Below are 24,317 nucleotides of genomic sequence, written 5' to 3'. Positions count from 1 at the left end.
GCGCTAATTACGCTTTTGTCGTAGAAAGTGGTTTTTTCGCAATAAGGCGGGGAATTCGACGCATCACTGGTGGAATCCGCAAGAGCAAAAGCAACGCGCCTATAGATGCATAGATAGCCCACTCCTTCAGGTCGGCCCGCACGATCCAAAGCATATGCAGCAAACCAAGCCCAAGAATCACATACACCAGACGATGCAGCTTCTTCCAACGGCTGCCGAGCCGACGCTGGCTATAACGATTTGACGTCACCGCCAGCACCAATAAACAGAGAAAACCCAGCGCGCCCACAATAATGTAAGGCCGCTTGCGCAGCTCTACACCAAATTGCGACCAATCAAGTCCAAGGATGAACACACAATAAGCCGCCAGGTGCAGAGCCACATACGCAAAACACCAGAGCCCCAACTGTCGGCGGACGGCTATCCACCCCGCCCACCCGCTGAGTTTCTGCAGTGGCGTCATGCACAGCGTGATCAGCAACAGAATCAACGTTCCAAGCCCCAGTCGATCCATCAACACTTTCCCGGGATCCGGCCCGAGCACAGAGCTCCACGCCTCATACAGCCAGAAAAATGGCCATATCGCCGCGGCTATAAAGACGCCAACGCGCCAGATCGGATAACGCATCAGTAGTTCTTCCGCAAATCGAGGCCTGTATAAAGAGAAGCGACCTCATCCGAGTAGCCATTGAACATCTGCGTCTCGCGCACATTCGGACTGAACAAGCCGCTCGGCAGACGACGCTCCCGCGCCTGGGTCCAGCGAGGATGATCGACTGTAGGATTCACGTTCGCGTAGAACCCATACTCATTGGCCGCAATACTCTGCCACGTGGTCTTAGGCTGCTCGCTCACCAGACTGATACGCACAATGGACTTCACACTCTTGAATCCATACTTCCACGGCACCACCAAACGCAATGGCGCACCGTTCTGGTTAGGCAACTCACGCCCATACATGCCAACCGCAAGGATCGCCAACGGATTCATCGCCTCATCCAGACGCAGCCCTTCTACATAAGGCCAGTCGATCAAGCCGAAGCTGGAGCGCTGCCCCGGCATGCTTTTGGGGTCCTGGAGCGTTTCAAAGCGTATGTACTTGGCCTTGGAGGTTGGCTCAACCTGTTTGAGCAAGGCTGATATTGGAAAGCCCATCCACGGAATCACCATCGACCACGCCTCGACACAGCGCAGCCGGTAAATGCGTTCTTCCAACTGATAAGGCTTCATGAAGTCTTCCAGCGCATAACGCCCAGGCTTCGCGACCTCCCCATCAATGACCACACTCCAGGGCTCAGTCTTGAGTGAACCCGCGTTCTTCGCTGGGTCGCCCTTATCCGTGCCGAACTCATAGAAGTTGTTGTAGTGGGTTGCATCCTTGAACGGAGTGATGGCTTCGCCCTTGACCGTGACAGCCTGCCACTGGGTACTCGGCAGTTTCTCGGCAAACCAGCTCGGAGCGTTACTCGGTTCGACATCAGCGTAACGCGCAGCATCGTCCGCACTCGCCCAACGCGGCAACGTACTTGCAGCGACACCGGCAAGCGCACCGCCGAGCAAGCTACGGCGAGAGAGATAGAAGGATTCAGGGGTGACATCCGATTCGTGGCAATCGGACGCTTTGGGGATCTTGATTAACATGGCAACTCCGCAGCATTGGAGAACTGATGCACCAATAGACTGCGGAGTATGGGGAATATTACATTAAGGCAATGTTTTGTCCCGGCGAAGATGCAGCAGGTACTGAACCGGCCCCGAAGCGGCATAGACCAAAAATGCCAGCAGCAATATGCGCGGCGGGTCACTGAACACGACGGCAAATACCAGTACCACCACCAGGATAGCCACGAAAGGCACGCGCCCCTTGAGGTCAAACTCCTTGAAGCTGTTGTACTTGATGTTACTGACCATCAACATCCCGGCCGCGGCAACCATCAAGGCCACCAGAAAAGACATCTTCGATCCCTGTATCCCGTAGTCACTGAACGCCCAGACGATACCCGCCACCACTCCCGCAGCAGCGGGGCTCGCGAGACCAATGAAGTAACGCTTGTCGGCGGTACCCACCTGGGTATTGAAGCGCGCCAGCCGCAAAGCTGCGCCCGCGACGTAGATAAAGGCAACCATCCAGCCGACCTTACCCATATCACCCAGCGCCCAAGCGAACGCCAGCAGTGCAGGCGCCACACCAAAGGCGACCATGTCCGACAACGAGTCGTACTCGGCACCGAAGGCGCTTTGGGTATTGGTCATGCGCGCGACACGACCATCAAGGCCGTCGAGCACCATGGCCACAAAAATTGCGATGGCAGCAAAACCGAAATACTTGCTGGCACTCGCCGCATCACCCGCCGCCAATGCGCTCTGAGCGCTCATGGAGTTGATGATGGAATAGAACCCGGCAAACAGGTTCGCGGTGGTGAACAGATTGGGCAGGAGATAGATGCCACGATGCCGGACCTTGCGGCCTTCCGCGTCATGCCCTTCTTCGACATGTTCATCGATCGGTAGCAGGCTATCGGCGCCAGAAGCCTGGCTTGGCTCGTCGGGACGTTCGCTCATGGACTTTACCTTGCAACGGTGTGAAAAAATTCGACAAATACTTGCGGCGAGTGTTCGCCCGCAAACGATGCAGCTTTATACCAGAACCTGCCTCCCAAACGAAAAAACGCGGCCTAAGCCGCGTTTTCTCTTGATGCGTACGACTTAGTTTTTGGCTTTGTCGACGATCTTGTTGGCACCGATCCACGGCATCATGGAGCGCAGTTGCTCGCCGATGATTTCGATACCGTGAGCGGCGTTGTTACGACGCTTGGCGGTCATCGAAGGGTAGCCGGTTGCGCCTTCGCTGATGAACATTTTGGCGTATTCGCCGTCCTGAATACGTTTCAGGGCGTTGCGCATAGCCTGACGGGACTCGGCGTTGATGACTTCCGGGCCAGTCACGTACTCGCCGTATTCGGCGTTGTTGGAGATCGAATAGTTCATGTTGGCGATACCGCCTTCGTACATGAGGTCAACGATCAGCTTCAGTTCGTGCAGGCATTCGAAGTAGGCCATTTCCGGCGCGTAGCCAGCTTCAACCAGGGTTTCGAAACCGGCTTTAACCAGTTCAACGGTACCGCCGCACAGAACAGCTTGCTCGCCGAACAGGTCGGTTTCGGTCTCGTCCTTGAAGGTGGTTTCGATGATGCCGGTACGACCGCCACCAACACCCGCTGCGTAGGACAGTGCAACGTTTTTGGCGTTGCCCGAAGCGTCCTGGTAGATCGCGATCAGGTCAGGAATACCGCCGCCTTTGACGAACTCGGAGCGCACAGTGTGGCCCGGGGCTTTCGGCGCGATCATGATCACGTCGAGGTCGGCACGCGGCACAACCTGGTTGTAGTGAATCGCGAAGCCGTGGGAGAAGGCCAGGGTTGCGCCCTTCTTGATGTTCGGCTCGATTTCGTTCTTGTACAGCACGGACTGGAACTCGTCCGGGGTCAGGATCATGACCAGGTCGGCAGCAGCAACAGCGGAAGCAACGTCAGTTACTTTCAGGCCATGAGCTTCAGCCTTGGCAACAGTGGCCGAGCCTTTACGCAGGCCAACAGTCACGTCAACGCCGGAATCTTTCAGGTTGCACGCTTGAGCGTGGCCCTGGGAACCGTAGCCGATGATGGCGACTTTTTTGCCCTGGATGATCGACAGGTCACAATCTTTTTCGTAATAAACTTTCATGAGGTTCCTCTATATATCCAGGCCGTTAGGCCATTCACTAATTGGGTTAGATGCTGAGTACTTTGTCGCCACGAGCAATCCCGGTGACGCCACTGCGTACAGTTTCCAAAATCGAGGCCGTCCCGATCGACTGGATGAAGCTGTCCAGCTTGTCGCTTGTACCGGTCAGTTGCACGGTATAAACGCTGGCGCTCACATCGACGATCTGCCCGCGATAAATGTCGGTAGTCCGTTTGATTTCGGCACGCTGGGCACCCGTGGCCTTAACCTTCACCAACATCAGCTCACGCTCGATGTGGGCACTTTCCGACAGATCGACCAGCTTGACCACTTCGATCAGTTTGTTGAGGTTCTTGGTGATCTGCTCGATCACCTCATCGTGACCCACGGTGGTCAACGTCAGGCGCGACAGGGTCGGGTCTTCGGTCGGGGCCACGGTCAGGCTTTCGATGTTGTAGTTGCGTTGCGAAAACAGGCCGACAACACGAGACAGAGCGCCGGGTTCGTTCTCCAGAAGCAGGGAGATAATGTGCCGCATGATTAAGTACGCTCCGTCTTGTTCAGCCACATATCGCGCATAGAGCCGTCTTTGATCTGCATCGGGTAGACGTGCTCGCTGGTGTCAACCTGAATATCAAGGAACACCAGGCGGTCCTTCATGGCGAACGCCTCTTCCATCATCGGTTTCAAATCCTTCAAATCAGTGATGCGCATGCCGACGTGGCCATAGGCTTCAACCAATTTGACGAAATCTGGCAGCGATTCCATGTAGGAGTGGGAGTGACGGCTACCGTAGCTCATGTCCTGCCACTGACGAACCATGCCCAGCACGCCGTTGTTCAGGCAGACGATCTTCACCGGGAGGCCGTACTGCAAGCACGTCGACAGTTCCTGGATGTTCATCTGGATGCTGCCCTCACCGGTGACGCACGCGACGTCGGTGTCGGGGAAGCTCAGCTTTACACCCATGGCCGCAGGAAAACCAAAGCCCATCGTGCCCAGGCCACCGGAGTTGATCCAGCGGTTAGGCTTGTCGAACTTGTAGTACTGCGCGGCGAACATCTGGTGCTGGCCCACGTCGGAGGTCACAAAGGCGTCGCCCTTGGTCACTTCGCAGAGGGTTTCGATCACGGTTTGCGGCTTGATGATGCTGCCGTCGCCCTTGTCGTAAGGGAACAGGCCGCGATCACCGCGCCATTCGTCAATCTGCTTCCACCAGCTGGCAACGGATTCCTTGTTCGGCGTTTCGCCGATGTCCTTGAGGGCGGAAACCATTTCAGTCAACACGCTTTCCACTGGGCCCACGATTGGCACGTCGGCCTTGATCGTCTTGGAGATGGACGCCGGGTCGATGTCGATGTGGATGATCTTGGCATTCGGGCAGAATTTGCTCGCGCCATTGATCACTCGGTCATCAAAACGCGCGCCTACAGCCAGGATCACATCGGCATGGTGCATCGCGAGGTTGGCGGTGTAGCTACCGTGCATACCGAGCATGCCGACGAACTGGCGGTCCGTGCCCGGAAATGCGCCGAGGCCCATCAAGGTGTTGGTCACCGGCAGATTGAGCAGTTTGGCCAGTTCGGTCAAAGGCGCCGAACCGCCACCCAGAATCACGCCACCACCCGAGTACAGCACAGGACGCTTGGCCGCCAGGAGCATTTCTGCCGCCTTGCGAATTTGCCCCGAGTGCCCACGAACGGCCGGGCTGTAGGAACGCAGCTTGGCTTTCTTCGGGAAGACGTATTCAAATTTCTCAGCCGGGTTGGTCATGTCTTTCGGGATATCGACCACTACAGGGCCCGGGCGACCGGACTGTGCAAGGTAGAACGCCTTTTTCATGACTTCCGGGATTTCCGAGGCATGCTTGATCATGAAGCTGTGTTTCACGATCGGCCGAGAGATACCGATCATGTCGGTTTCCTGGAATGCATCGGTACCGACCATGGTGCTTGCGACCTGGCCGGAAATGATCACCATCGGGATGGAGTCCATATAAGCAGTCGCGATGCCAGTAATGGCATTGGTTGCGCCTGGGCCGGACGTTACCAGTACCACGCCGGCTTTACCGGTGGCACGGGCGTAACCGTCAGCCATATGGGTCGCAGCCTGTTCGTGGCGCACCAGGATGTGGGTAACAGCCGGTTCCTTGAACAGTGCGTCGTAGACATGCAGCAGAGCACCACCTGGGTACCCGTAGATATAGTCGACGCCTTCGTCACGCAAAAAGCGGACGAGCATCTCCCCACCAGATAAAAGCTCCACGTTGTTCACCTCTAAAACGCCAGAATACCGTCCGTTAAAAACCGACGGGTCTTAATAGGTTTACTTCTCAACAGAGCATGAGCGACGGTGGTCGCCGACTACGTCAGCACTGACTGAGCAAGTATTGGGATCGTCCCAAGTGTTGCGGGCTTTTCCCACCCAGCGCGAGGTAACGCGTTGCGGGTGTTACAGGTCGGCGCGGGTGTGCGCCTCATGATCTGCTGAGCGGGCCTGCTTCTGGCAGTCCCGATACAGCGGACTTTGGATTCTTCTGTTTCAGCCCCTTCAAGTCAAGCAATAATTGCGCTTTTTTCCAACTAAGCGCATGAGAACGTAGAAGAAAGGGGTTTGAGGAGGGATAAAACTCGCCTGAATGTCGTCAAGCGGTAGAAATGTGCGCAAGACTGCCGGAAAAACCGGCAGTCAGGCAATTAACGAGCGTCGACGATCAGTTGGTCGAACTTTTTCAGCGCATTTCGTAAACCCAGGCTCTCGACCGGCCGATCGGCATAGACCATCTCGGCCATTTCCATGATCCCTGACGCATTGGGCAAGGGCAGGTCCTGCTGCAGAATCTGCTTCATGCGCACCAGGAAAATCCACTGCAGCCACTGGTGAAAGTCCAGGGTATCAACCGAGAAAGGCTCGACGCTGCTGAGCGCCTCGGCGCTGGGGGACACTTCGTCCCACCAACCCTGCACGCGCAACTCGCGCTCAATCAGCAATAACTGTTCAGCAATCGCTGGAAAACGTGCATCCATCAGAGGCTGACCTTGGCTTTTTGCCGAGCTTGAGCGGCCCCGGCAGCATCGCCTTGTGCGGCACGCGCGTCACCAATCAAGGCCCACAGGTTGGCTTGCAGGTCTGGACGACCATTGGCCATGGTCAGGCCGCGACGTGCGAACTGTTCGGCCTGCGGCGCATCACCCTGAGCCATACGCACTTGGGCGAGGCGATACAACACTTGCGGCTCGCGAGGTGCCACACGCTGGGCACGCTCAAGGCTCGACGACGCACCGTTCAAGTCGCCGCCGGCCTGCTGCTGCTGGGCAGTGGTCAGCAAAGCCAACACCGGACCATCCAGCTGCTCGTCAGCCGACAGACCGCCAGCGCTCGAACGCGACGGAATACCGCTCGGCGTGGACGGCATGTTGTAGTTGCCCTGGTTGACCGGCGCCGTTTGGATCGGCGTGGCGTCGATTGGCCCCGACGTGCTTGGCCCCGGGGTCCAAGGCTCCGCACTGATCGGTGCCGACGTAGCGGCACCCGCGCCCGGCACCATCACCACCACGCCCGAATCCTGCGGTATGGCTTGCGGTGTGGCTTGGGCAGGACGCTTGACTACGGTCTGACGGAAGCCGCCAGTGGCCGAAATGCGGTCGCTGTTGGAAACGGTCGTGCTCGAATCCACCACTGGAATCGAACCACGCTGCACGCTGGAGCAACCGCTGAGCACCGCCAGAGCTGTAATAGCTGGAATCAACCACTTGTTCACTTGAAACCCTCTTTAGCTTAATTCATCCAGCCCTTGACCCAATCCATCACCGATTCCGCGTCAGCAGGGGCACTGCCACCGCACGCGGCGCCGGGTGGTGGCTCGCTGCCGCGAATATACGGCATCTGTACCGCGCCCGGACAGTTGGCATCAGAACCTTGGCCGGTGTGTGGATCAATCCAAGCCTGCACGATGTTATCCGGCTGCGGCATGTTCAGCGGCAGCGGGTCGGCCTTGCGCATGAAACTGGTCCAGACCTGCAGGGCACCGGTCGCGCCGGTGAACGGCGTCTTGCCATTGTCGTCACGCCCAAGCCACACCACCGCCAGCACGTCCTGGCCGAAGCCGGCGAACCAGCTGTCACGCGAATCGTTACTGGTACCGGTCTTGCCCGCCAGCGTCAGGTTCGACGGCAGCACGCTGTAGACCGAGCGCCCGGTGCCTTCACGCATTACGCGCTGCATGGCGTTCTGGATCAGGTAGATGGAACCCGCATCAAAACGCTGCTGAATCTGGAACGGGTAGCGTTTGAGCGGCTCGCCCTCGGCGGTCAGCACACTGCGAATGCCGCGCATCGGAGTATTGAAACCACCGTTGGCGAGAGTCTGGTACATCGTGGCCACTTCCATCGGGGTCATGGCGCCAGCCCCCAGGAGCATGGACGGGAACGCCGGGAACTCACGGGTAACGCCCAGGCGCCCCAAGGTTTTCAGCACATTCGGTACACCCACTTCAAGCCCGAGGCGCGAGGTGGAGATGTTGTAGGAATGCGCCAGGCCCTGGTACAGGAACACGGTGCCGTGGGAGCGTCGATCGAAGTTCTGCGGCGTCCACACTTGGCCATCAGCACCTTTGACCGAGAGCGGATCATCCGACAACCAACTGGTCAGGGTGTATTTGCTCGGTTTTTCCAAAGCCGTCAGGTAGACCGCCGGCTTAACCAGCGAGCCAATCGGCCGCACGGCATCCAGTGCGCGGTTGAAACCGGCAAAACTGGCTTGTCGACTGCCGATCATGGCCTGGACTTCGCCGGTTTCCGGGTTGGTCACGACCATCGCCGCCTCGACTTCATCCGAGCCTTTACGGCCGGTCAGGCGCTTGAATGTGTCGTTCACCGATGCTTCGGCCTTCATCTGCAGAATCGGGTCGAAACTGGTGAAGATCCGCAGGCCTTCTTCGGTCAAGTCTTCGTCGCGGTAATCTTCACGCAACTGGCGTTTGACCAGGTCGATAAAGCCTGGGAAGGAGCTGTCCGCCAGCTTGCCGCGAGTGGTTACACCCAGTGGCATTTTCTTCGCGGCAGCGACTTGTTCGGCAGTGGCAACACCCTGCTGCTCCAGCACATCCAACACCAGGTTACGACGCTCGAGCGCACGCTCCGGGTTGCGGCGCGGGTTGTAATAGGACGGCCCTTTGACCATCCCCACCAACAACGCGACTTGATGCAACTTCAGCTCGGACAAAGGCTGGCCAAAGAAGAACTGACTGGCCAAGCCAAAACCGTGCACGGCGCGCTGGCCATCCTGACCGACGAAGACCTCGTTGAGGTACGCCTCAAGGATTTCCTGCTTGCTGTAATGCAGTTCCAGCAGCATTGCCATCATGGCTTCGGTGAGCTTACGGGTCAGGCTGCGCTCGTTGGTCAGGTAGAAGTTCTTGACCAATTGTTGCGTCAGCGTACTGCCACCCTGAGTCATCTTCCCGCCGGAGGTGTTGACCCAGATGGCGCGAGCAATCGACTTCGGTGACACACCCCAGTGGCTATAAAAGTCGCGATCTTCTACTGCAACCAAGGTTTCCAGCAGGTATGGCGGCACTTGGTCAAGCTTGATCAGGATGCGATCTTCAAGGTTCTTCGGGTAAATCCCGCCGATCATCAAGGGTTCCAGACGCACCACGGGCAACTTCGAGCCATTGAGCGACGACAGCTCTGCAACGTAATCGCCAGAGAAGCGCACGCGCACCGGCTGGGCTTTTTCCAGGCCTTCATAGAACTGGAAGCCGCGAGTGTTCAAATCGACGGTGTTGCCACTGACGGCGGCGGCACCCGGGCCGTTGCTCACGGGCTCGCGGCGGTAACCCAGGGCATCGAGTTCAGTGAGGAAGTCATCCTTGCTCAGCTTCTGGCCGGTGAACAGTTCCAGCGGGCGGGCGTACACCTTGGCCGGGATGGTCCAGCGCTTGCCGGAGAACTTCTCCTGGACCACGGCGTCGAGGTAAACCGCGAAGCCGGCGAGCACGACAAGGCCCACCAGGCTTAGCTTGAGCGCCCAGCCCAGCCACGGGCGCAGGCCGCGGGAAGGAGGTTTTTTACGGGAACGGGGAGATCGGGTTCGAGTCATGGCGGCGGATTATACGCACTTTATCGATGATCAACATGAGCCGGACAGCGGTTTGCACGACCGGCTGTAACCGCCATAATGCCAGCCATGATTTCCCCCAGACTTTGAAGGATCGCCTGTGAGCCAGTCCCTGATCGCTGCACTGCAAAACCCGGCTTTGTATCCGCATCCGGTTGAAGCGTTTCAAGTCATCGAGACCCATATTTCCTGGGTCATACTGACGGGCCCCTTCGCTTATAAACTGAAGAAACCGATGAATTTCGGCTTTCTGAATTTCACTGAGCTGGCCGATCGTGGTCATTTTTGCAACGAAGAGTTGCGACTCAACCAGCGCCTGACCGAAGACTTGTATCTCGAAGTGTTGCCGATCACCGGCACTGCCGAAGCCCCGCAACTGAACGGCGAAGGCCCGGTAATCGAGTACGCGCTGAAAATGCGCCAGTTCCCGCAAAGCCAAATGCTGAGTACCTTGCAAGCCAACGGCGAACTGACCAGCGCGCACATTGATGAGATGGCCAAGCAGATTGCGCATTTCCACCTGACCGCACCGAAAGTGCCGCAAGAACACCCAGCCGGCACCCCGGACGAAGTGATGGCGCCGATACGCCAGAACTTCGAGCAGATTCGCCCATTTCTCAGCGACAAGGCTGACCTGGCTCAACTGGAAGCCCTGCAAGCCTGGTCTGAAAGCAGCTTCGAACGCCTCAAGCCGCTGCTGGCACAGCGCAAGCTGGAGGGTTTCACTCGCGAATGCCACGGTGATATTCACCTGGGCAACGCCACGCTGATCGATGGCGAGGTCGTGATCTTTGACTGTATCGAGTTCAACGAACCCTTTCGCTTCACCGACGTCTACGCCGACACCGGCTTCCTGGCCATGGACCTGGAAGACCGCGGCCTCAAATCCCTGGCACGCCGGTTTATCAGCCAATACCTGGAGTTGACCGGCGACTACCAAGGCCTTGAACTGCTGAACTTCTATAAAGCCTACCGTGCGTTGGTCCGCGCCAAGGTGGCGCTGTTCAGCATGCCGAGCGAGGCAAGCCCGGTGCAGCGCGCCACCACCCTGCGCCAGTACCGCAACTACGCCAACCTGGCGGAAAGCTACAGCACCATTCCTTCGCGTTTCCTCGCCATTACCCACGGCGTATCGGCAGTCGGCAAAAGCCACGTTGCCATGCGCCTGGTGGAAGCACTCGGCGCTGTGCGCCTGCGCTCGGATGTGGAGCGCAAGCGCCTGTTCGGCGAGCAGAAGGTAGAGAACACGCCGCAAGCCGGTATCTATGCTGCCGATGCCAGCGCAGCGACCTACGCTCGCTTGAACGAAATCGCCGACACCCTGTTGCGTGCCGGGTATCCGGTGGTACTGGATGCCACCTTCCTGAAACGCGAGCAACGCGACGCCGCAGCGAAGATTGCTGAAGCCACCGGCGCGCCCTTCCTGATCCTGGATTGCAATGCGCCGCAAGCCGTTATCGCCAGCTGGCTGGCACAGCGTCAGGCCGATAAAAACGATCCTTCCGACGCAACGCTGAGCATCATCGAAGAGCAGCAAGCCAGTCGCGACCCGCTGACGGCCGAGGAGCAGCTCCTCAGCAAGCGTGTCGAGACGAATGAAAGCGGAACGCTGGACGCGTTAGTCGCGCACATTCGTCAGCACCTGCCCGGTCTGTAAGAAATATTTCTTGGTCGTGTCACCGATCTTGGGTGCACGACCCAGCAATAGTGGCACTATAATGGCGTCATAATTCCAACGGGAGTCGCCGTCATGAGTCAGCCCAAGCTTCTTGATACCCCGCTCTACGCGCTCCTGCACAAGGACGACATTCGAGGCTTCAACCAGGAACGCCCAATAGACGGGATTATTGACATGCGCGGTGGCGACTTCCGAGGGCTGGACCTGCGCGATTTGAATGCCATAGGCGTGGACTTCACCGACGCGTACTTCCGCTCTGCCGACCTGCGCGGGCTGGATTTGCGCGATTGCTCACTGGAAGGCGCCAGCCTGGCCCATGCGCAGATCTCCGGCACCTACTTCCCTGCCGAATTGACGGCTGACGAGATCTTGATGTCGGTTAATTTCGGCACTCGTCTGCGTTACCGCACCAGGTAACATCACACTCTGGGCCCCGGGTACGTATCGTGCGTACCGGGTGCCTCCTGCCTGCTTATCGTCAAAATTCCTGTGCCACTCTTATAGCGTTTCAGCCGCGCCTGACCAAAGAATCACGCTTTTCCTACTGAGCGCTACACTCCCTTTCAGGCCTGCCTGGTCACGATACCCACCGCACCATTCGGCCGTCGCAAGGAGGCTTGATGAACGATGAGCTGCAACACTTGAAAAATCTGGGAAAGACGTCAGCGCAGTGGCTGCACGCGGTGGGCATCCACAGCGCGTCCGACTTGCGCCGGCTGGGAGCGGTCGATGCCTATCGGGCCGTAAGGACTCGCGGGTTCCGAGCGTCGAAAGTCCTGCTGTATGCGATTGAAGGGGCGCTGATGGATGTGCACTGGAACGATATCCCGGCGGAGCGCAAGGAAGCTCTGAACCGTCAATTGGATGCGATTTCAGCGCGCCAGAAGAATTAGGTGAGTTAGCAAACCCAATATTTACAGGCGGTTCTAACGCTCGTTTGAGAAAAACGAAAGGACGTTCAAAAACAAATGTTGACTCTCAAATGAGAATCGTTATGATTATCACAACTGGTCGCGAGATCAGCCGATAACTGAAAGACCATTGGTTCGGACTCTCAGATTATCTCCTCATCAGGCTAATCACGGTTATTTGACCCGGCTCTTGCCGGGTCTTTTTTTGCCTACGAAAAACTGATTTCAGCGCGCAATAATCAGTGGATGCCCGCGCTCGGGGTGTGGCTGCACTAATACGTCCAGGCCAAACACCGCCTTGAGTGGCCCAGGCCGCATCACCTGTGCCGGCGTGTCCAGGGCATGTGGACGCCCGCCTTCCAGCAGCAGAATGCGATCACAGTAACGCGCCGCCAGATTCAGGTCATGGAGGATCACCAACACTGCCGCTCCCCGGTCGGCAAATGTACGTATTGCCTGCAAGGTCGTGTGTTGGTGCAAGGGATCGAGCATCGATGTCGGCTCATCCAACAGCAACGTCTGCCCCGCTTCCCCCGGCCACAATTGCGCCAGAACCCGCGCCAGGTGCACACGTTGGCGCTCACCGCCCGAAAGGGCCAGGTAACTGCGACCGCTCAAGTGCCCGATATCCGCCGCCTGCAGCGCCGCATTAATAATCTCGTCATCACGCACCCGCCCGGTCTGATAGGGCAAGCGGCCCATACCTACAACCTCTTCGACACGAAAAGCGAAGTCCAGGGTGGAAGTCTGCGGTAACACTGCCAGACGCTGGGCGCGCTGCGGTCCGCTCCAGTCCTGCAAGGCTTGCTGATCCAGCCACACATTGCCCTGATCCGGCTGAAGCTCTCCGCACAGCGCACCGAGCAACGTGCTTTTGCCAGCACCATTCGGGCCCAGCACACCGAGCACCTCGCCCGGTAACACGTCCAGGGTGACGTCCGACAGCACGGTTTTGCGACCACGCCTCACCTGCAACGCTTCGACTCGCAGCATCAGGCGCGCCCTCGCAGCAACAAATACAGAAAAAATGGCGCACCAATAAACGCCGTCACGATGCCGATCGGCAATTCAGCCGGCGCCAGGGCCAAGCGGGCCACCAGATCAGCAAACAGCAACAAGCTCGCCCCGGCCAGCACCGAGGCCGGCAACAGCACCCGATGATCAGGCCCCGCCAACAGCCGCACAAGATGCGGCACTACCAGCCCGACAAACCCGATCATTCCCGCCGCCGCTACCGCCGCGCCAACCCCCAAAGCCGTACAGAACACCAGTTCACGCTTGAGACGCTCCACATCAATCCCAAGGTGATTGGCCTCCGACTCACCCAGTAACAACGCATTCAACGCTTTCGCCCGGCGCGGCAACCACAACGCAACACCGGCACTTACCAGCAACAGCGGCCACAACCGCGAATAGCTTGCGCCATTGAGGCTGCCCAGGTTCCAGAAGGTCAGAGTGCGCAACGTGGCGTCATCCGCCAAATAGGTAAACAACCCCACCGCCGAGCTGGCGAGGGCCGTGAGGGCGATACCGGCGAGCAACATCGTCGCGACGTTGGTCTGGCCGTTGCGGCGGCCCAGCCGGTAAACCAGTGCAGTGACGCCCAAACCGCCGAGAAACGCGCACAACGACAGTAGGTAAGGACCGAACGCATCCGGTAGGCCGCCAAAAAACGAGCCGCCGACGATAGCGATCGCCGCGCCCAACGCCGCACCACTGGAAACACCGACCAACCCCGGATCGGCCAACGGGTTGCGAAACAGCCCCTGCATCGCGACGCCCGACAATGCCAGGACACCGCCAACGGCCAGCCCCAATAAGGTACGCGGCAAACGAATCTGCCCTAAAATCAGCTCTGCCTGCTCCAGGCCCTGAGCTTCAATCGGTGCCCCCATCATGCGCAAGGCGGCCTTCAGTGTATCCAGCAAAGGCAAGCTGACGGGCCCCAAGGCCAAGGAAAGCCAGGTTGCCAAAAGACATAACAGCGCCAGCCCAATAAATAGCGTTTTCGGTTTAACCAAAGTCGTCATGGGGCAGGTTTAGCCTGGGACGAATAAAACCCGGCAGACAGTTTCACCAGACTTTGCGGCAGGCGTGGCCCGAGCCCACCGACCAGCAGGGTCGGGTCCAACTCAAACACCCGACTATTCTTGGCCGCCGGCGTCGAAGCCAAAATCGGGTTCTCCTTGAACAAGGCGGCCCTCGCGGCGTCACCGGTTAAGGCGCGGTCAGCAAACACCAGCACATCGGGGCTCAACCCCGCCAACGACTCCACCGAAAATGGCTTGTAACCCGTATGGGTCGCCAAGTTTTTGCCGCCCGCCAGCTGCAACATCCAGTCGGCAGCCGTGTTTTTACCGGCGATCAGCGGTTTGCCACCCGCGTGACCGAGCAACAACAACACGCCCGGTGTCTTTTGGGTGGATTGGGCCTTGGCAACCCAGGCTTTTTGCTGCTCAAGCGCCTGCTCATACCCGGCAAACAATTCGTTGGCCTTGGCCTCACTGCCCAACAACTTGCCCAGATGCTGAAGATTCCCCTTCAACGTCGGTAAATCGGGCTGCGCCGAGAACATCTCCACCTGCACACCAGCCCCCCGAATCTGCGCCAGCACCGGTGGTGGGCCCATTTCTTCAGTGCCGACCAGAACCTGCGGGCGCAGGCTCAAAATACCTTCAGCCGACAACTGCCGTTGGTAGCCAATACTGGGCAACTTCTTGAGAGCATCAGGATGCTGACTGGTGGTATCGACGCCCACCAACTTCGACTCACCACCCAGGGCCGTCACCCATTCCGATAGCGCCCCACCGGCACTGACCCAGCGTTGTGGCAGTTCAGAGGCTTGCGCCCCGTGATTGACCAGCAGTGAGGCAACGAGCGCAATAGCGCTGGTACTCAGGCGCATATCAGGGTTTCCTTCCAAGGGCAGGGCCACTCAAGCACTCACCGATGTGACAGATTAAACCCGTCTGGCATCGTACTGAGCGCCCAATCAGCTAACGGGCGAAGCCGGCATTTGATAATTGTTTGCATTTGAACGTCAAGGCACTTAAGGATTGAAATGAAGTTTCTCTGCTCCTCCGACAGGCTCGCACCCAACAGCAGCCTCGGTTTCGAGATCGACGGCTGCAAGCTGTTGGCCGTGCGCCGGGACGGCGTTGCCTACTTCTATATCAACCGTTGCCCACATCGCGGCATCCCGCTGGAATGGCAGCCTGACCACTTCCTCGACGCCAGCGCCAGCCTGATCCAGTGCGCGACCCATGGCGCGCTGTTCCTGATCGAAAACGGCGAATGCATCGCCGGGCCGTGTGCAGGCCAAAGCCTCAAAGCCCTGCACGGCCGCGAAGATGCAAAGGGCCTGTGGGTTGAACTCTAGTCGCCGATCAGCACTTCCAAGCGGCGGTCGACGTAAATTTCCTCAGGCGTGACCTGTACACCATAAGCCAGCACTTCCACACCGGCCGCCTTGGCCTCACGCAACGCGGCAGCGTAACCAGCGTCGATTTCCACGGCCGGGCGCACGGCCTCGATACCCGACAGGTTGACGCAATACAGCTGCACCGCCCGCACGCCGTCGCGGGCCAGGTGCGCCAACTCGCGCAGATGCTTGGCACCACGTTGCGTCACCGCATCGGGGAAGGCCGCCACCGCCGAGCCATCGAAACCCAGGGTTACACTTTTAACTTCCACGTACGCCGCGCCCTGCGGGTATTCCAGGCGAAAGTCGATGCGGCTTTTTTCCTGGCCGTAAGGCACTTCACGTTTCAGCGCGGTAAAGCCATTGAGCTCAGTAATAACCCCGGCGCGCAGTGCCTCCTCAACCAACTGATTCGCGCGTGCCGTATTGACGCACGCAAGTCGGCCCTGCGGCGTTTCGGCAATTTCCCAGGTGCCTGGCAACTTGCGCTTGGGGTCGTCGGAACGACTGAACCAGACCTGGCCGCCCTCCACCATGCAATTGAGCATCGAGCCTGTGTTCGGGCAGTGAATAGTCAACAACTCGCCGGTAACGGTTTCGATATCCGTGAGAAAGCGCTTGTAGCGGCGAATCAGCCGCCCTTCTTCGAGGGGAGGATGAAAGCGCATCAGCCTTGCCAACTCCGCAGGCCACGCGCGATCCGGTCCACCGCCTCTTGTAGTCGATCGAGGTTTTGCGTGTAGGCGAAACGCACATGGTGACTGGCTTGATAGCGGCCGAAGTCCAGCCCCGGCGTAAAAGCCACATGTTCAGTTTCGAGGAAATGGCGGCAAAACGCGAAGGCATCGCCGCCGAACGCGCTGATATCGGCATACAAATAGAACGCCCCTTCAGGCTCCACGGCGATGCCGAACCCCAGCTCGCGCAAGGCGGGTAACAGGAAGTCACGACGGCGACCAAATTCGGCGCGGCGCTCTTCCAGAATGCTCAGGGTTTGCGGGGCAAAACAGGCCAAAGCCGCGTATTGGGCCATGCTCGGCGCGCTGATGTAGAGGTTTTGCGCCAGCTTCTCCAATTCACTCACCGCATCCGGCGGCGCTACCAGCCAGCCCAAGCGCCAGCCGGTCATGCCGAAATACTTCGAAAAACTATTCAGGACGAAGGCCTCGTCGTCGACTTCCAGCACACTGGCGGCGTCAGTGCCGTAAGTGAGGCCGTGATAAATCTCGTCCACCACCAGATGCCCATTGCGCGCCTTGATTGCACTCGACAACCCGGCCAATTCGTCGCGGGTGAGGACGGTGCCGGTGGGGTTTGCAGGGGACGCGACCAATGCGCCAACGCTGTCCTGGTCCCAATGCCTGGCAACCAGATCGGCGGTCAATTGGTAGCGCACTTCCGGGCCTACCGGCACCAGTTGCGCCGCACCTTCCACCAGCCGCAAAAAGTGCCGGTTGCACGGGTAACCCGGGTCCGCCAGCAGCCAGTGCTTGCCTGGGTCCACCAGCAGGCTGCTGGCCAGCAATAAGGCGCCGGAGCCACCGGGGGTGATCAGAATGCGCTCGGGATCGACGCTCAGCCCATAGCGTTGCTGGTAAAAACCACTGATGGCCTCGCGCAACTCCGGCACCCCACGTGCCGCGGTGTAGCGAGTCTTGCCGCTGGCCAGCGCAGCCTGGCCGGCCTGGATGATAGGTTCGGCCGTGGTGAAATCCGGCTCGCCGATTTCCAGGTGGATGACATCATGACCGGCTGCCTGCAGCTCATTGGCTCGCGCCAGCAACGCCATGACATGAAAAGGTTCGATGGCGCGACTGCGCGCACTGTAGGGCTGAGCCATTAGCCTTCCTTAGACGGTGAGGACAAAGTTTGGATTCTACCGAACCCGCGACGTAAAACATGTTCTATTGCCTGCTCGGCCACCTGTGCGGCCCGGGCAAGCGCGCGCAAAACGACTAAAATCAATATTCAGGCCCATGCATACCCAGCCATGGCGGGCTGCAGCAGTTTGCAACCCCCTGGCGATGGGCCACGACAACCGGGAGTGGCGCACCCCGAATCTATCTGGTAAGTTCGCCCGCTTGCAGCCGCAGGGCCGGCAGGTGTCGGTGACGTTGCAATCCTGCGCAATGGATTAGAAGAGTGAGAGGCGGTCTATTCATGTCCACCCAAGCAAAGCAACAGCAGACTCAAGGCCTCAATGGCTTCGAACCTTACGTCGAAAAGAAAGGTGAGGAGTACATGGGCGAGCCCATGCGCGAGCACTTCACCAAAATCCTCAACAAGTGGAAACAGGACTTGATGCAGGAGGTTGACCGCACCGTTGACCATATGAAGGACGAAGCAGCCAACTTTCCTGACCCGGCCGACCGTGCCAGCCAGGAAGAAGAGTTCGCCCTCGAACTGCGCGCCCGTGATCGCGAGCGCAAGCTGATCAAGAAAATCGACAAGACGCTGCAACTGATCAAGGACGAAGAATACGGCTGGTGTGAATCCTGCGGCGTCGAGATTGGTATTCGTCGTCTGGAAGCCCGCCCAACTGCGGACCTGTGCGTAGACTGCAAGACCTTGGCTGAAATCAAGGAAAAACAGGTCGGCAAGTAACCCTGCCGGGCTGAACGAATGGGGCGTGCGAACGCCCCATTTTTGTTTCTGGGATTTACCGTTTTTCCAGTAGTATCCGGCCCATGACAGCCTCTACCTATATCGGGCGTTTCGCCCCCACGCCCAGCGGCCATTTGCATTTCGGCTCGCTGGTTGCCGCCCTCGCCTCCTACCTCGATGCCCGCGCCAATCACGGCCGCTGGCTGATGCGCATGGAAGACCTCGACCCACCCCGTGAAGAGCCCGGCGCCCAGGCAGCGATTCTCCATGCCCTGGAAAGCTATGGCTTCGAGTGGGAGGGTGAACTGGTCCGACAAAGCGAGCGGCATGAGGCCTATGCCAAAGTCCTGAACGATCTGTTCAACCACGGCCTGGCCTACGCCTGCACCTGCTCGCGCAAACAGCTGGAACCCTACAACGGGATCTACCCAGGGCTGTGCCGAAATGCCGGGCATGATCAACAAGATGCGGCTATCCGCTTACGTGTCCCTGAGCTGGAATACCACTTTACCGACCGCGTACAGGGCGAATTCCGACAGCACTTGGGGCGTGATGTAGGCGATTTCGTCATCCGTCGCCGCGACGGCCTGTATGCCTACCAGTTGGCCGTGGTACTCGACGACGCCTGGCAAGGTGTTACCGACATCGTGCGCGGTGCCGACCTGCTGGATTCCACACCGCGCCAGCTTTACCTGCAAGAACTCTTGGGGCTGCGCCAACCGCGCTACCTGCACGTGCCGCTGATCATCCAGCCGGACGGTCACAAGCTGGGCAAATCCTACCGCTCCCCACCGTTGACACCCGACCAGGCCACGCCTTTGCTAGTGAGGGCCCTGCGCGCGCTCGGCCAACAACCCGGCAGCGAACTTCTCCACGCCAGCCCACGGGAGCTGCTGGATTGGGGCATTGCGCACTGGGATGCCACAATGATCCCGCGCACACTCACACTGGCCGAAGCGCAATTGAGCTGAAGGCGCTTGCAGCTTCCCAGCCATCCGTTACCATCGCCGCAGTTTTTTACTCAGAGGCCAACATGTACATCTATCGATTGGTCCTGCTGCTGGTCGTCGGGATCTACCTGTTTTCCCCCGCCATCATGGATTGGTGGATCGACGCCACGGGCGCCTGGTACCGCCCTTATCTGCTGTGGCTGATCCTGATCGTCGTGACCTTCATCCTGCAGAGCCAAAAAGATGCCGATGAGCTTTAGCCTCACCCAGATGCTGCTGATCAGCGCCGCCTACCTGGCAGCATTGTTCGGCGTCGCCTGGATCAGTGAGCGCGGAATGATTCCGCGGGCGATCATTCGCCATCCGTTGACCTACACCTTGTCCTTGGGCGTATACGCCAGCGCCTGGGCGTTTTATGGCACGGTGGGCCTGGCCTATCAGTACGGCTACGGCTTTCTTTCCAGTTATCTCGGGGTGTCCGGCGCATTCCTGCTGGCGCCGGTGCTGCTGTACCCGATCCTGAAAATTACCCGTACATATCAGCTGTCCTCCCTTGCGGACTTGTTTGCCTTTCGCTTTCGCAGCACCTGGGCTGGCGCACTGACCACGATCTTCATGCTGATCGGCGTGCTGCCGCTGCTGGCCCTGCAGATCCAGGCTGTGGCGGACTCCATCAGCATCCTCACCCGCGAGCCGGTGCAGCATCGCGTTGCCCTGGCCTTCTGCGCGCTGATTACGCTGTTCACGATTTTCTTTGGCTCACGCCATATCGCCACCCGTGAGAAACACGAAGGCTTGGTGTTTGCGATTGCCTTTGAGTCGGTCATCAAGCTGATCGCCATCGGCGGTGTCGGCCTCTATGCGCTGTACGGCGTATTCGACGGCCCGCAACAGTTGGAACTGTGGCTGCTGCAAAACCAGACCGCCCTCGCCGCCCTGCACACCCCGCTGCAGGAAGGCCCGTGGCGCACGCTGTTGCTGGTGTTCTTCGCCTCGGCAATTGTGATGCCGCACATGTACCACATGACGTTCACCGAGAACCTCAACCCGCGCTCACTGGTCAGCGCCAGCTGGGGCTTGCCGTTGTTCCTGCTGCTGATGAGCCTGGCGGTGCCACTGATTCTCTGGGCTGGCCTCAAGCTGGGGGCGACCACCAACCCCGAATACTTCACCCTCGGCGTCGGGATTGCCGCCAACAGCAAATCCCTGGCATTGCTGGCTTACGTCGGCGGCTTATCGGCGGCCAGTGGCTTGATCATCGTCACCACGCTCGCGCTCTCGGGCATGGCGCTCAATCACCTGGTGCTACCGCTTTACCAGCCGCCAGCTGAAGGCAATATCTACCGCTGGCTGAAGTGGACACGGCGCGCGCTGATCGTCGCAATCATCATGGCCGGCTTTGGTTTCTACCTGTTGCTGGGCCCCGGACAAGACCTGGCCAACCTCGGCATCGTCGCGTTTGTCGCCACGTTGCAGTTCCTGCCCGGCGTGCTGTCGGTGCTGTACTGGCCAACCGCTAATCGCCGTGGATTCATCGCCGGGCTGCTGGCCGGGATCCTTGTGTGGATTGTCACCATGCTGCTGCCGCTGGTCGGCAACCTGCAGGGCTTTTACATTCCCCTGTTGAACATGATCTACGTGCTGGACGACACCAGCTGGCACATGGCGGCCATTGCCTCCCTCGCTGCCAACGTGCTGATGTTCACCCTGATCTCGCTGTTCACCAACGCCAGCCCGGAAGAAACCAGCGCTGCCGAAGCGTGCGCGGTGGACAACGTGCGGCGCCCGCAACGGCGCGAACTGCATGCCGCCTCACCCCAGGAGTTCGCCACCCAATTGGCCAAACCACTGGGCGCCAAGGCCGCACAGAAAGAAGTCGAACAGGCGCTGCGCGATCTTTACCTGCCGTTCGACGAGCGTCGCCCGTATGCCTTGCGCCGCCTGCGTGACCGTATCGAAGCCAACCTGTCCGGCCTGATGGGGCCGAGCGTGTCTCAGGACATGGTAGAAACGTTCTTGCCCTACAAGGCCGGGGGCGAAAACTACGTCACCGAAGACATCCATTTCATCGAGAGCCGGCTGGAGGATTACCACTCACGCCTCACCGGTCTCGCCGCCGAACTCGATGCCCTGCGCCGCTATCACCGTCAAACCCTTCAGGAACTGCCGATGGGCGTGTGTTCCCTGGCCAAGGATCAAGAGATCCTGATGTGGAACAAGGCCATGGAAGAGCTGACCGGCATCGCTGCTCAGCGCGTAGTGGGTTCGCGCCTGAATACGCTGGCCGACCCGTGGAAAGAACTGCTGCAAGGCTTTATCAACCTGCCCGACGAGCATTTGCACAAGCAGCATCTGGCGCTGGACGGCCAGACCCGCTGGCTCAACCTGCACAAGGCTGCCATCGATGAGCCACTGGCGCCTGGCAACAGTGGCCTGGTGCTGCTGGTAGAGGACCTGACCGAAACCCAGATGCTGGAAGACAAGCTGGTGCATTCCGAACGCCTGGCGAGCATTGGCCGCCTGGCAGCGGGTGTTGCCCATGAAATCGGCAACCCCATCACCGGCATTGCCTGCCTGGCGCAGAACCTGCGCGAGGAGCGCGAAGAGGACGGTGAAATCGCCGAAATCAGCGGGCAGATCCTTGAGCAGACCAAGCGCGTTTCCCGCATCGTGCAGTCGCTGATGAGCTTTGCCCACGCGGGCGCTCATCAGAATCAGGACGAGGCGGTGTGCCTCGCCGAAGTGGCGCAGGATGCCATTGGCCTGCTGGCCTTGAACCGGCGCAATTTCGAAGTACAGTTCTTCAACCTGTGTGATCCGGACCACTGGGTTGACGGCGACTCCCAACGCTTGGCGCAGGTGCTGATCAACCTGCTTTCCAACGCCCGTGACGCCTCCCCGCCGCACAGCGCGGTACGCGTCAAGAGCGAGGCTTTCGAGCACACGGTCGATCTGATCGTGGAGGACGAAGGCAGCGGTATTCCACAGAACATCATGGACCGATTGTTCGAACCCTTCTTCACCACCAAGGACCCAGGTGAAGGTACCGGTCTGGGCCTTGCACTGGTCTATTCCATCGTTGAAGAGCATTATGGACAAATCACCATCGACAGCCCGGCTGACACTGAAAGCCAACGCGGCACCCGTATTCGGGTGACCTTGCCGCGTCATGTCGAAGCGACGTCCGCTGTGAACTGAGACCGTCGAGAGAATTGAATCAATGCCGCACATTTTGATCGTCGAAGACGAAACAATTATCCGCTCTGCCTTGCGTCGCCTGCTTGAACGTAATCAATACCAGGTCAGCGAAGCCGGCTCGGTGCAGGAAGCCCAAGAGCGATTCAGCATTCCCACGTTCGACCTGATTGTCAGCGACCTGCGCCTGCCGGGCGCGCCGGGTACCGAGCTGATCAAGCTTGGCCAGGGCACTCCCGTGCTGATCATGACCAGCTACGCCAGCCTGCGTTCGGCAGTGGACTCGATGAAGATGGGCGCGGTGGACTACATCGCCAAGCCGTTCGACCACGACGAAATGCTCCAGGCCGTGGCCCGCATCCTGCGCGACCGCCAGTCGGCCAGCAGTGCACCGGCCGAACAGCGCCCCGCCGGCAAAGGCGCCAACGGTGCGGACAAGCCAGGCGTCGACAACAGCAACGGCGAAATCGGCATCATCGGTTCCTGCCCTCCGATGCAGGACCTGTACAGCAAGATCCGCAAAGTCGCGCCGACCGACTCCAATGTATTGATTCAGGGCGAATCGGGCACTGGTAAAGAACTCGTCGCCCGCGCGCTGCACAACCTGTCCAAGCGCGCCAAGGCGCCGATGATCTCGGTGAACTGCGCGGCGATCCCTGAATCCCTGATCGAGTCCGAACTGTTCGGCCACGAGAAAGGCGCGTTTACCGGCGCCAGCGCCGGGCGCGCGGGTTTGGTGGAGGCGGCGGACGGCGGCACCTTGTTCCTCGACGAAATCGGCGAACTGCCTCTGGAAGCCCAGGCACGTTTGCTGCGCGTGCTACAGGAAGGCGAAATTCGCCGCGTAGGTTCGGTGCAATCGCAGAAGGTCGATGTTCGCCTGATCGCTGCGACCCACCGGGACCTGAAGAGCCTGGCCAAGATCGGCCAGTTCCGTGAAGACTTGTATTACCGCCTGCACGTGATCGCCCTTAAGCTGCCGGCCCTGCGCGAGCGTGGCGCCGACGTCAACGAGATCGCCAGCGCCTTCCTGCTGCGCCAGAGCGCGCGTATCAACCGTACCGACCTCAAGTTTGCCCCGGACGCTGAGCAGGCAATTCGGCACTACTCGTGGCCGGGTAACGTGCGAGAGCTGGAGAATGCGGTCGAGCGCGCAGTGATTCTGTCGGAAAGCCCGGAGATTTCCGCCGAGCTGCTGGGTATCGATATCGAGCTCAGTGACCTGGAGGACGACGATTTCATCGGCCTGGCCCCGCAACAGGGCGGCGCCAGCAATACCAGCCATGAGCCGACTGAAGATTTGTCACTGGAAGACTACTTCCAGCATTTCGTCCTTGAGCATCAGGACCACATGACCGAGACCGAGCTGGCCCGCAAGCTGGGCGTAAGCCGCAAGTGCCTGTGGGAGCGACGCCAGCGCCTGGGCATTCCACGGCGCAAGACCGGGGTTGCCAGCGAAAGTTGAGGGTGCGCCCTCACAGGTAACACCCTCAGATGTGAAAAAACTGTTACCGCTGAATTTTCACGTAACAAAAGCCGGGGCTTACGGTAACGAAGCCCCGGCTTTTTTTGGTCCATCAAAAAGCCAAAACCACCTCAACCCCCCGTTTTTGCTGGGCGGCACAAAAGTTGGCACGCACCCTGCTATATGCTTAGTACAAAAACAATAACAAGCTTTGTACAAGACAATAAAAATAAGACGAATCGACTCACGC

General features: G+C 59.2%; 23 protein-coding genes. 9 read left to right on the top strand and 14 right to left on the bottom strand.

Translation table 11 applies throughout. The features are described 5' to 3' along the window. Positions 1–7 precede the first annotated feature (7 nt). The 9 genes from msrQ to mrcB all read right to left on the bottom strand — a co-directional run bounded on the left by msrQ (position 8) and on the right by mrcB (position 9,825). Positions 8–628: a protein-methionine-sulfoxide reductase heme-binding subunit MsrQ gene (msrQ, locus tag ACI77D_RS17325; RefSeq protein ID WP_064454147.1), complete on the bottom strand. Its 621-nt coding sequence runs from the start codon at positions 626–628 to the stop codon at positions 8–10. Beyond that, positions 628–1,641, bottom strand: a complete 1,014-nt coding sequence (gene msrP, locus ACI77D_RS17320) for a protein-methionine-sulfoxide reductase catalytic subunit MsrP (RefSeq protein ID WP_407017114.1) — start codon at positions 1,639–1,641, stop codon at positions 628–630. The genes msrQ and msrP overlap by 1 nt, the downstream gene beginning before the upstream one ends. Positions 1,642–1,704: 63 nt before the next feature. Continuing rightward, positions 1,705–2,562, bottom strand: a complete 858-nt coding sequence (gene pssA, locus ACI77D_RS17315) for a CDP-diacylglycerol--serine O-phosphatidyltransferase (RefSeq protein WP_128587615.1) — start codon at positions 2,560–2,562, stop codon at positions 1,705–1,707. Between the two features lie 144 nt (positions 2,563–2,706). Beyond that, the gene (gene ilvC / locus ACI77D_RS17310; protein ID WP_407017113.1) at positions 2,707–3,723 is read right to left on the bottom strand and encodes a ketol-acid reductoisomerase; all 1,017 of its coding nucleotides are present in this window, start codon (positions 3,721–3,723) and stop codon (positions 2,707–2,709) included. A 46-nt stretch (positions 3,724–3,769) separates the two neighbouring features. Continuing rightward, positions 3,770–4,261 (bottom strand): acetolactate synthase small subunit, encoded by a 492-nt coding sequence (gene ilvN / locus ACI77D_RS17305; protein WP_003176102.1) that lies wholly within the window; start codon positions 4,259–4,261, stop codon positions 3,770–3,772. A gap of 2 nt (positions 4,262–4,263) precedes the next feature. After that, positions 4,264–5,988 carry an acetolactate synthase 3 large subunit gene (locus ACI77D_RS17300; RefSeq protein ID WP_407017112.1) on the bottom strand — a complete coding sequence of 575 codons (1,725 nt, stop codon included), beginning with the start codon at positions 5,986–5,988 and terminating at the stop codon, positions 4,264–4,266. 431 nt (positions 5,989–6,419) lie between these two features. Further along, on the bottom strand, positions 6,420–6,749 hold the full coding sequence (locus tag ACI77D_RS17295; RefSeq protein ID WP_064454151.1) for a YqcC family protein: 330 nt from the start codon (positions 6,747–6,749) through the stop codon (positions 6,420–6,422). After that, complete coding sequence (locus tag ACI77D_RS17290) at positions 6,749–7,483, bottom strand: hypothetical protein (RefSeq protein ID WP_221295651.1); 735 nt, start codon at positions 7,481–7,483, stop codon at positions 6,749–6,751. The genes ACI77D_RS17295 and ACI77D_RS17290 overlap by 1 nt, the downstream gene beginning before the upstream one ends. 17 nt (positions 7,484–7,500) lie before the next feature. Continuing rightward, positions 7,501–9,825, bottom strand: a complete 2,325-nt coding sequence (mrcB, locus tag ACI77D_RS17285) for a penicillin-binding protein 1B (RefSeq protein WP_407017111.1) — start codon at positions 9,823–9,825, stop codon at positions 7,501–7,503. Between the two features lie 118 nt (positions 9,826–9,943). Between mrcB and ACI77D_RS17280 the strand changes: the two genes are divergently transcribed. From ACI77D_RS17280 to ACI77D_RS17270, 3 genes are all read left to right on the top strand, one after another. Further along, complete coding sequence (locus ACI77D_RS17280; protein WP_407017110.1) at positions 9,944–11,500, top strand: AAA family ATPase; 1,557 nt, start codon at positions 9,944–9,946, stop codon at positions 11,498–11,500. Positions 11,501–11,593: 93 nt separating this feature from the next. Next, on the top strand, positions 11,594–11,938 hold the full coding sequence (locus ACI77D_RS17275) for a pentapeptide repeat-containing protein (protein ID WP_064454155.1): 345 nt from the start codon (positions 11,594–11,596) through the stop codon (positions 11,936–11,938). 203 nt (positions 11,939–12,141) lie between these two features. After that, on the top strand, positions 12,142–12,414 hold the full coding sequence (locus ACI77D_RS17270) for a TfoX/Sxy family protein (protein ID WP_010562703.1): 273 nt from the start codon (positions 12,142–12,144) through the stop codon (positions 12,412–12,414). 243 nt (positions 12,415–12,657) lie between these two features. Here the strand turns inward: ACI77D_RS17270 and ACI77D_RS17265 are convergent, their stop codons facing one another. From ACI77D_RS17265 to ACI77D_RS17255, 3 genes are read right to left on the bottom strand one after another with little or no spacing between them, the layout of a single operon-like run. After that, a complete protein-coding gene (locus tag ACI77D_RS17265; RefSeq protein WP_407017116.1) occupies positions 12,658–13,380 on the bottom strand; it encodes a heme ABC transporter ATP-binding protein in 723 nt (240 codons plus the stop codon). A 44-nt stretch (positions 13,381–13,424) separates the two neighbouring features. Next, positions 13,425–14,462 (bottom strand): iron ABC transporter permease, encoded by a 1,038-nt coding sequence (locus tag ACI77D_RS17260; protein WP_259763430.1) that lies wholly within the window; start codon positions 14,460–14,462, stop codon positions 13,425–13,427. After that, complete coding sequence (locus ACI77D_RS17255; protein WP_407017109.1) at positions 14,459–15,337, bottom strand: hemin ABC transporter substrate-binding protein; 879 nt, start codon at positions 15,335–15,337, stop codon at positions 14,459–14,461. The genes ACI77D_RS17260 and ACI77D_RS17255 overlap by 4 nt, the downstream gene beginning before the upstream one ends. Positions 15,338–15,493: 156 nt before the next feature. Here ACI77D_RS17255 and ACI77D_RS17250 point away from each other — a divergent pair, with 156 nt between their 5' ends. Next, positions 15,494–15,811 carry a Rieske 2Fe-2S domain-containing protein gene (locus ACI77D_RS17250; RefSeq protein WP_064454159.1) on the top strand — a complete coding sequence of 106 codons (318 nt, stop codon included), beginning with the start codon at positions 15,494–15,496 and terminating at the stop codon, positions 15,809–15,811. Here ACI77D_RS17250 and sfsA read toward each other — a convergent pair. Further along, positions 15,808–16,521: a DNA/RNA nuclease SfsA gene (gene sfsA / locus ACI77D_RS17245; RefSeq protein WP_053258056.1), complete on the bottom strand. Its 714-nt coding sequence runs from the start codon at positions 16,519–16,521 to the stop codon at positions 15,808–15,810. The genes ACI77D_RS17250 and sfsA overlap by 4 nt on opposite strands. Beyond that, entirely contained in the window at positions 16,521–17,693 is a 1,173-nt protein-coding gene (locus ACI77D_RS17240; protein WP_262666279.1) for a pyridoxal phosphate-dependent aminotransferase, read from the bottom strand. The genes sfsA and ACI77D_RS17240 overlap by 1 nt, the downstream gene beginning before the upstream one ends. A gap of 320 nt (positions 17,694–18,013) precedes the next feature. Here ACI77D_RS17240 and dksA point away from each other — a divergent pair, with 320 nt between their 5' ends. The 5 genes from dksA to ACI77D_RS17215 all read left to right on the top strand — a co-directional run bounded on the left by dksA (position 18,014) and on the right by ACI77D_RS17215 (position 24,067). Further along, a complete protein-coding gene (gene dksA, locus ACI77D_RS17235; RefSeq protein ID WP_025857127.1) occupies positions 18,014–18,457 on the top strand; it encodes an RNA polymerase-binding protein DksA in 444 nt (147 codons plus the stop codon). Positions 18,458–18,540: 83 nt separating this feature from the next. Further along, positions 18,541–19,428 carry a tRNA glutamyl-Q(34) synthetase GluQRS gene (gluQRS, locus tag ACI77D_RS17230; RefSeq protein WP_407017108.1) on the top strand — a complete coding sequence of 296 codons (888 nt, stop codon included), beginning with the start codon at positions 18,541–18,543 and terminating at the stop codon, positions 19,426–19,428. A 62-nt stretch (positions 19,429–19,490) separates the two neighbouring features. Then, positions 19,491–19,667 (top strand): hypothetical protein, encoded by a 177-nt coding sequence (locus ACI77D_RS17225; protein ID WP_003176118.1) that lies wholly within the window; start codon positions 19,491–19,493, stop codon positions 19,665–19,667. Beyond that, positions 19,651–22,605 carry a sensor histidine kinase gene (locus ACI77D_RS17220; protein WP_407017107.1) on the top strand — a complete coding sequence of 985 codons (2,955 nt, stop codon included), beginning with the start codon at positions 19,651–19,653 and terminating at the stop codon, positions 22,603–22,605. The genes ACI77D_RS17225 and ACI77D_RS17220 overlap by 17 nt, the downstream gene beginning before the upstream one ends. 22 nt (positions 22,606–22,627) lie before the next feature. Beyond that, positions 22,628–24,067: a sigma-54 dependent transcriptional regulator gene (locus tag ACI77D_RS17215; protein ID WP_053258060.1), complete on the top strand. Its 1,440-nt coding sequence runs from the start codon at positions 22,628–22,630 to the stop codon at positions 24,065–24,067. Positions 24,068–24,317 lie beyond the last annotated feature (250 nt).

Origin of the sequence: Pseudomonas sp. O39 (genome assembly GCF_045447295.1) — a bacterium.
Classification (GTDB): domain Bacteria; phylum Pseudomonadota; class Gammaproteobacteria; order Pseudomonadales; family Pseudomonadaceae; genus Aquipseudomonas; species Aquipseudomonas antarctica_A.
The sequence above is the reverse complement of the archived record's forward strand: the minus strand, read 5'-3'. Positions and strand labels throughout refer to the sequence as shown.

Excerpts from the sequence above, each read along its gene's own strand:
- ACI77D_RS17260 (WP_259763430.1), bottom strand. The coding sequence starts at position 14,462 with ATGACGACTTTGGTTAAACCGAAAACGCTATTTATTGGGCTGGCGCTG.
- ACI77D_RS17295 (WP_064454151.1), bottom strand. The coding sequence starts at position 6,749 with ATGGATGCACGTTTTCCAGCGATTGCTGAACAGTTATTGCTGATTGAG.
- ACI77D_RS17225 (WP_003176118.1), top strand. The coding sequence starts at position 19,491 with ATGTACATCTATCGATTGGTCCTGCTGCTGGTCGTCGGGATCTACCTG.
- pssA (WP_128587615.1), bottom strand. The coding sequence starts at position 2,562 with ATGAGCGAACGTCCCGACGAGCCAAGCCAGGCTTCTGGCGCCGATAGC.
- ACI77D_RS17250 (WP_064454159.1), top strand. The coding sequence starts at position 15,494 with ATGAAGTTTCTCTGCTCCTCCGACAGGCTCGCACCCAACAGCAGCCTC.
- ACI77D_RS17255 (WP_407017109.1), bottom strand. The coding sequence starts at position 15,337 with ATGCGCCTGAGTACCAGCGCTATTGCGCTCGTTGCCTCACTGCTGGTC.
- msrQ (WP_064454147.1), bottom strand. The coding sequence starts at position 628 with ATGCGTTATCCGATCTGGCGCGTTGGCGTCTTTATAGCCGCGGCGATA.
- ACI77D_RS17275 (WP_064454155.1), top strand. The coding sequence starts at position 11,594 with ATGAGTCAGCCCAAGCTTCTTGATACCCCGCTCTACGCGCTCCTGCAC.
- dksA (WP_025857127.1), top strand. The coding sequence starts at position 18,014 with ATGTCCACCCAAGCAAAGCAACAGCAGACTCAAGGCCTCAATGGCTTC.
- msrP (WP_407017114.1), bottom strand. The coding sequence starts at position 1,641 with ATGTTAATCAAGATCCCCAAAGCGTCCGATTGCCACGAATCGGATGTC.
- ACI77D_RS17220 (WP_407017107.1), top strand. The coding sequence starts at position 19,651 with ATGCCGATGAGCTTTAGCCTCACCCAGATGCTGCTGATCAGCGCCGCC.
- sfsA (WP_053258056.1), bottom strand. The coding sequence starts at position 16,521 with ATGCGCTTTCATCCTCCCCTCGAAGAAGGGCGGCTGATTCGCCGCTAC.
- mrcB (WP_407017111.1), bottom strand. The coding sequence starts at position 9,825 with ATGACTCGAACCCGATCTCCCCGTTCCCGTAAAAAACCTCCTTCCCGC.
- gluQRS (WP_407017108.1), top strand. The coding sequence starts at position 18,541 with ATGACAGCCTCTACCTATATCGGGCGTTTCGCCCCCACGCCCAGCGGC.
- ACI77D_RS17215 (WP_053258060.1), top strand. The coding sequence starts at position 22,628 with ATGCCGCACATTTTGATCGTCGAAGACGAAACAATTATCCGCTCTGCC.
- ACI77D_RS17270 (WP_010562703.1), top strand. The coding sequence starts at position 12,142 with ATGAACGATGAGCTGCAACACTTGAAAAATCTGGGAAAGACGTCAGCG.
- ilvC (WP_407017113.1), bottom strand. The coding sequence starts at position 3,723 with ATGAAAGTTTATTACGAAAAAGATTGTGACCTGTCGATCATCCAGGGC.
- ilvN (WP_003176102.1), bottom strand. The coding sequence starts at position 4,261 with ATGCGGCACATTATCTCCCTGCTTCTGGAGAACGAACCCGGCGCTCTG.
- ACI77D_RS17240 (WP_262666279.1), bottom strand. The coding sequence starts at position 17,693 with ATGGCTCAGCCCTACAGTGCGCGCAGTCGCGCCATCGAACCTTTTCAT.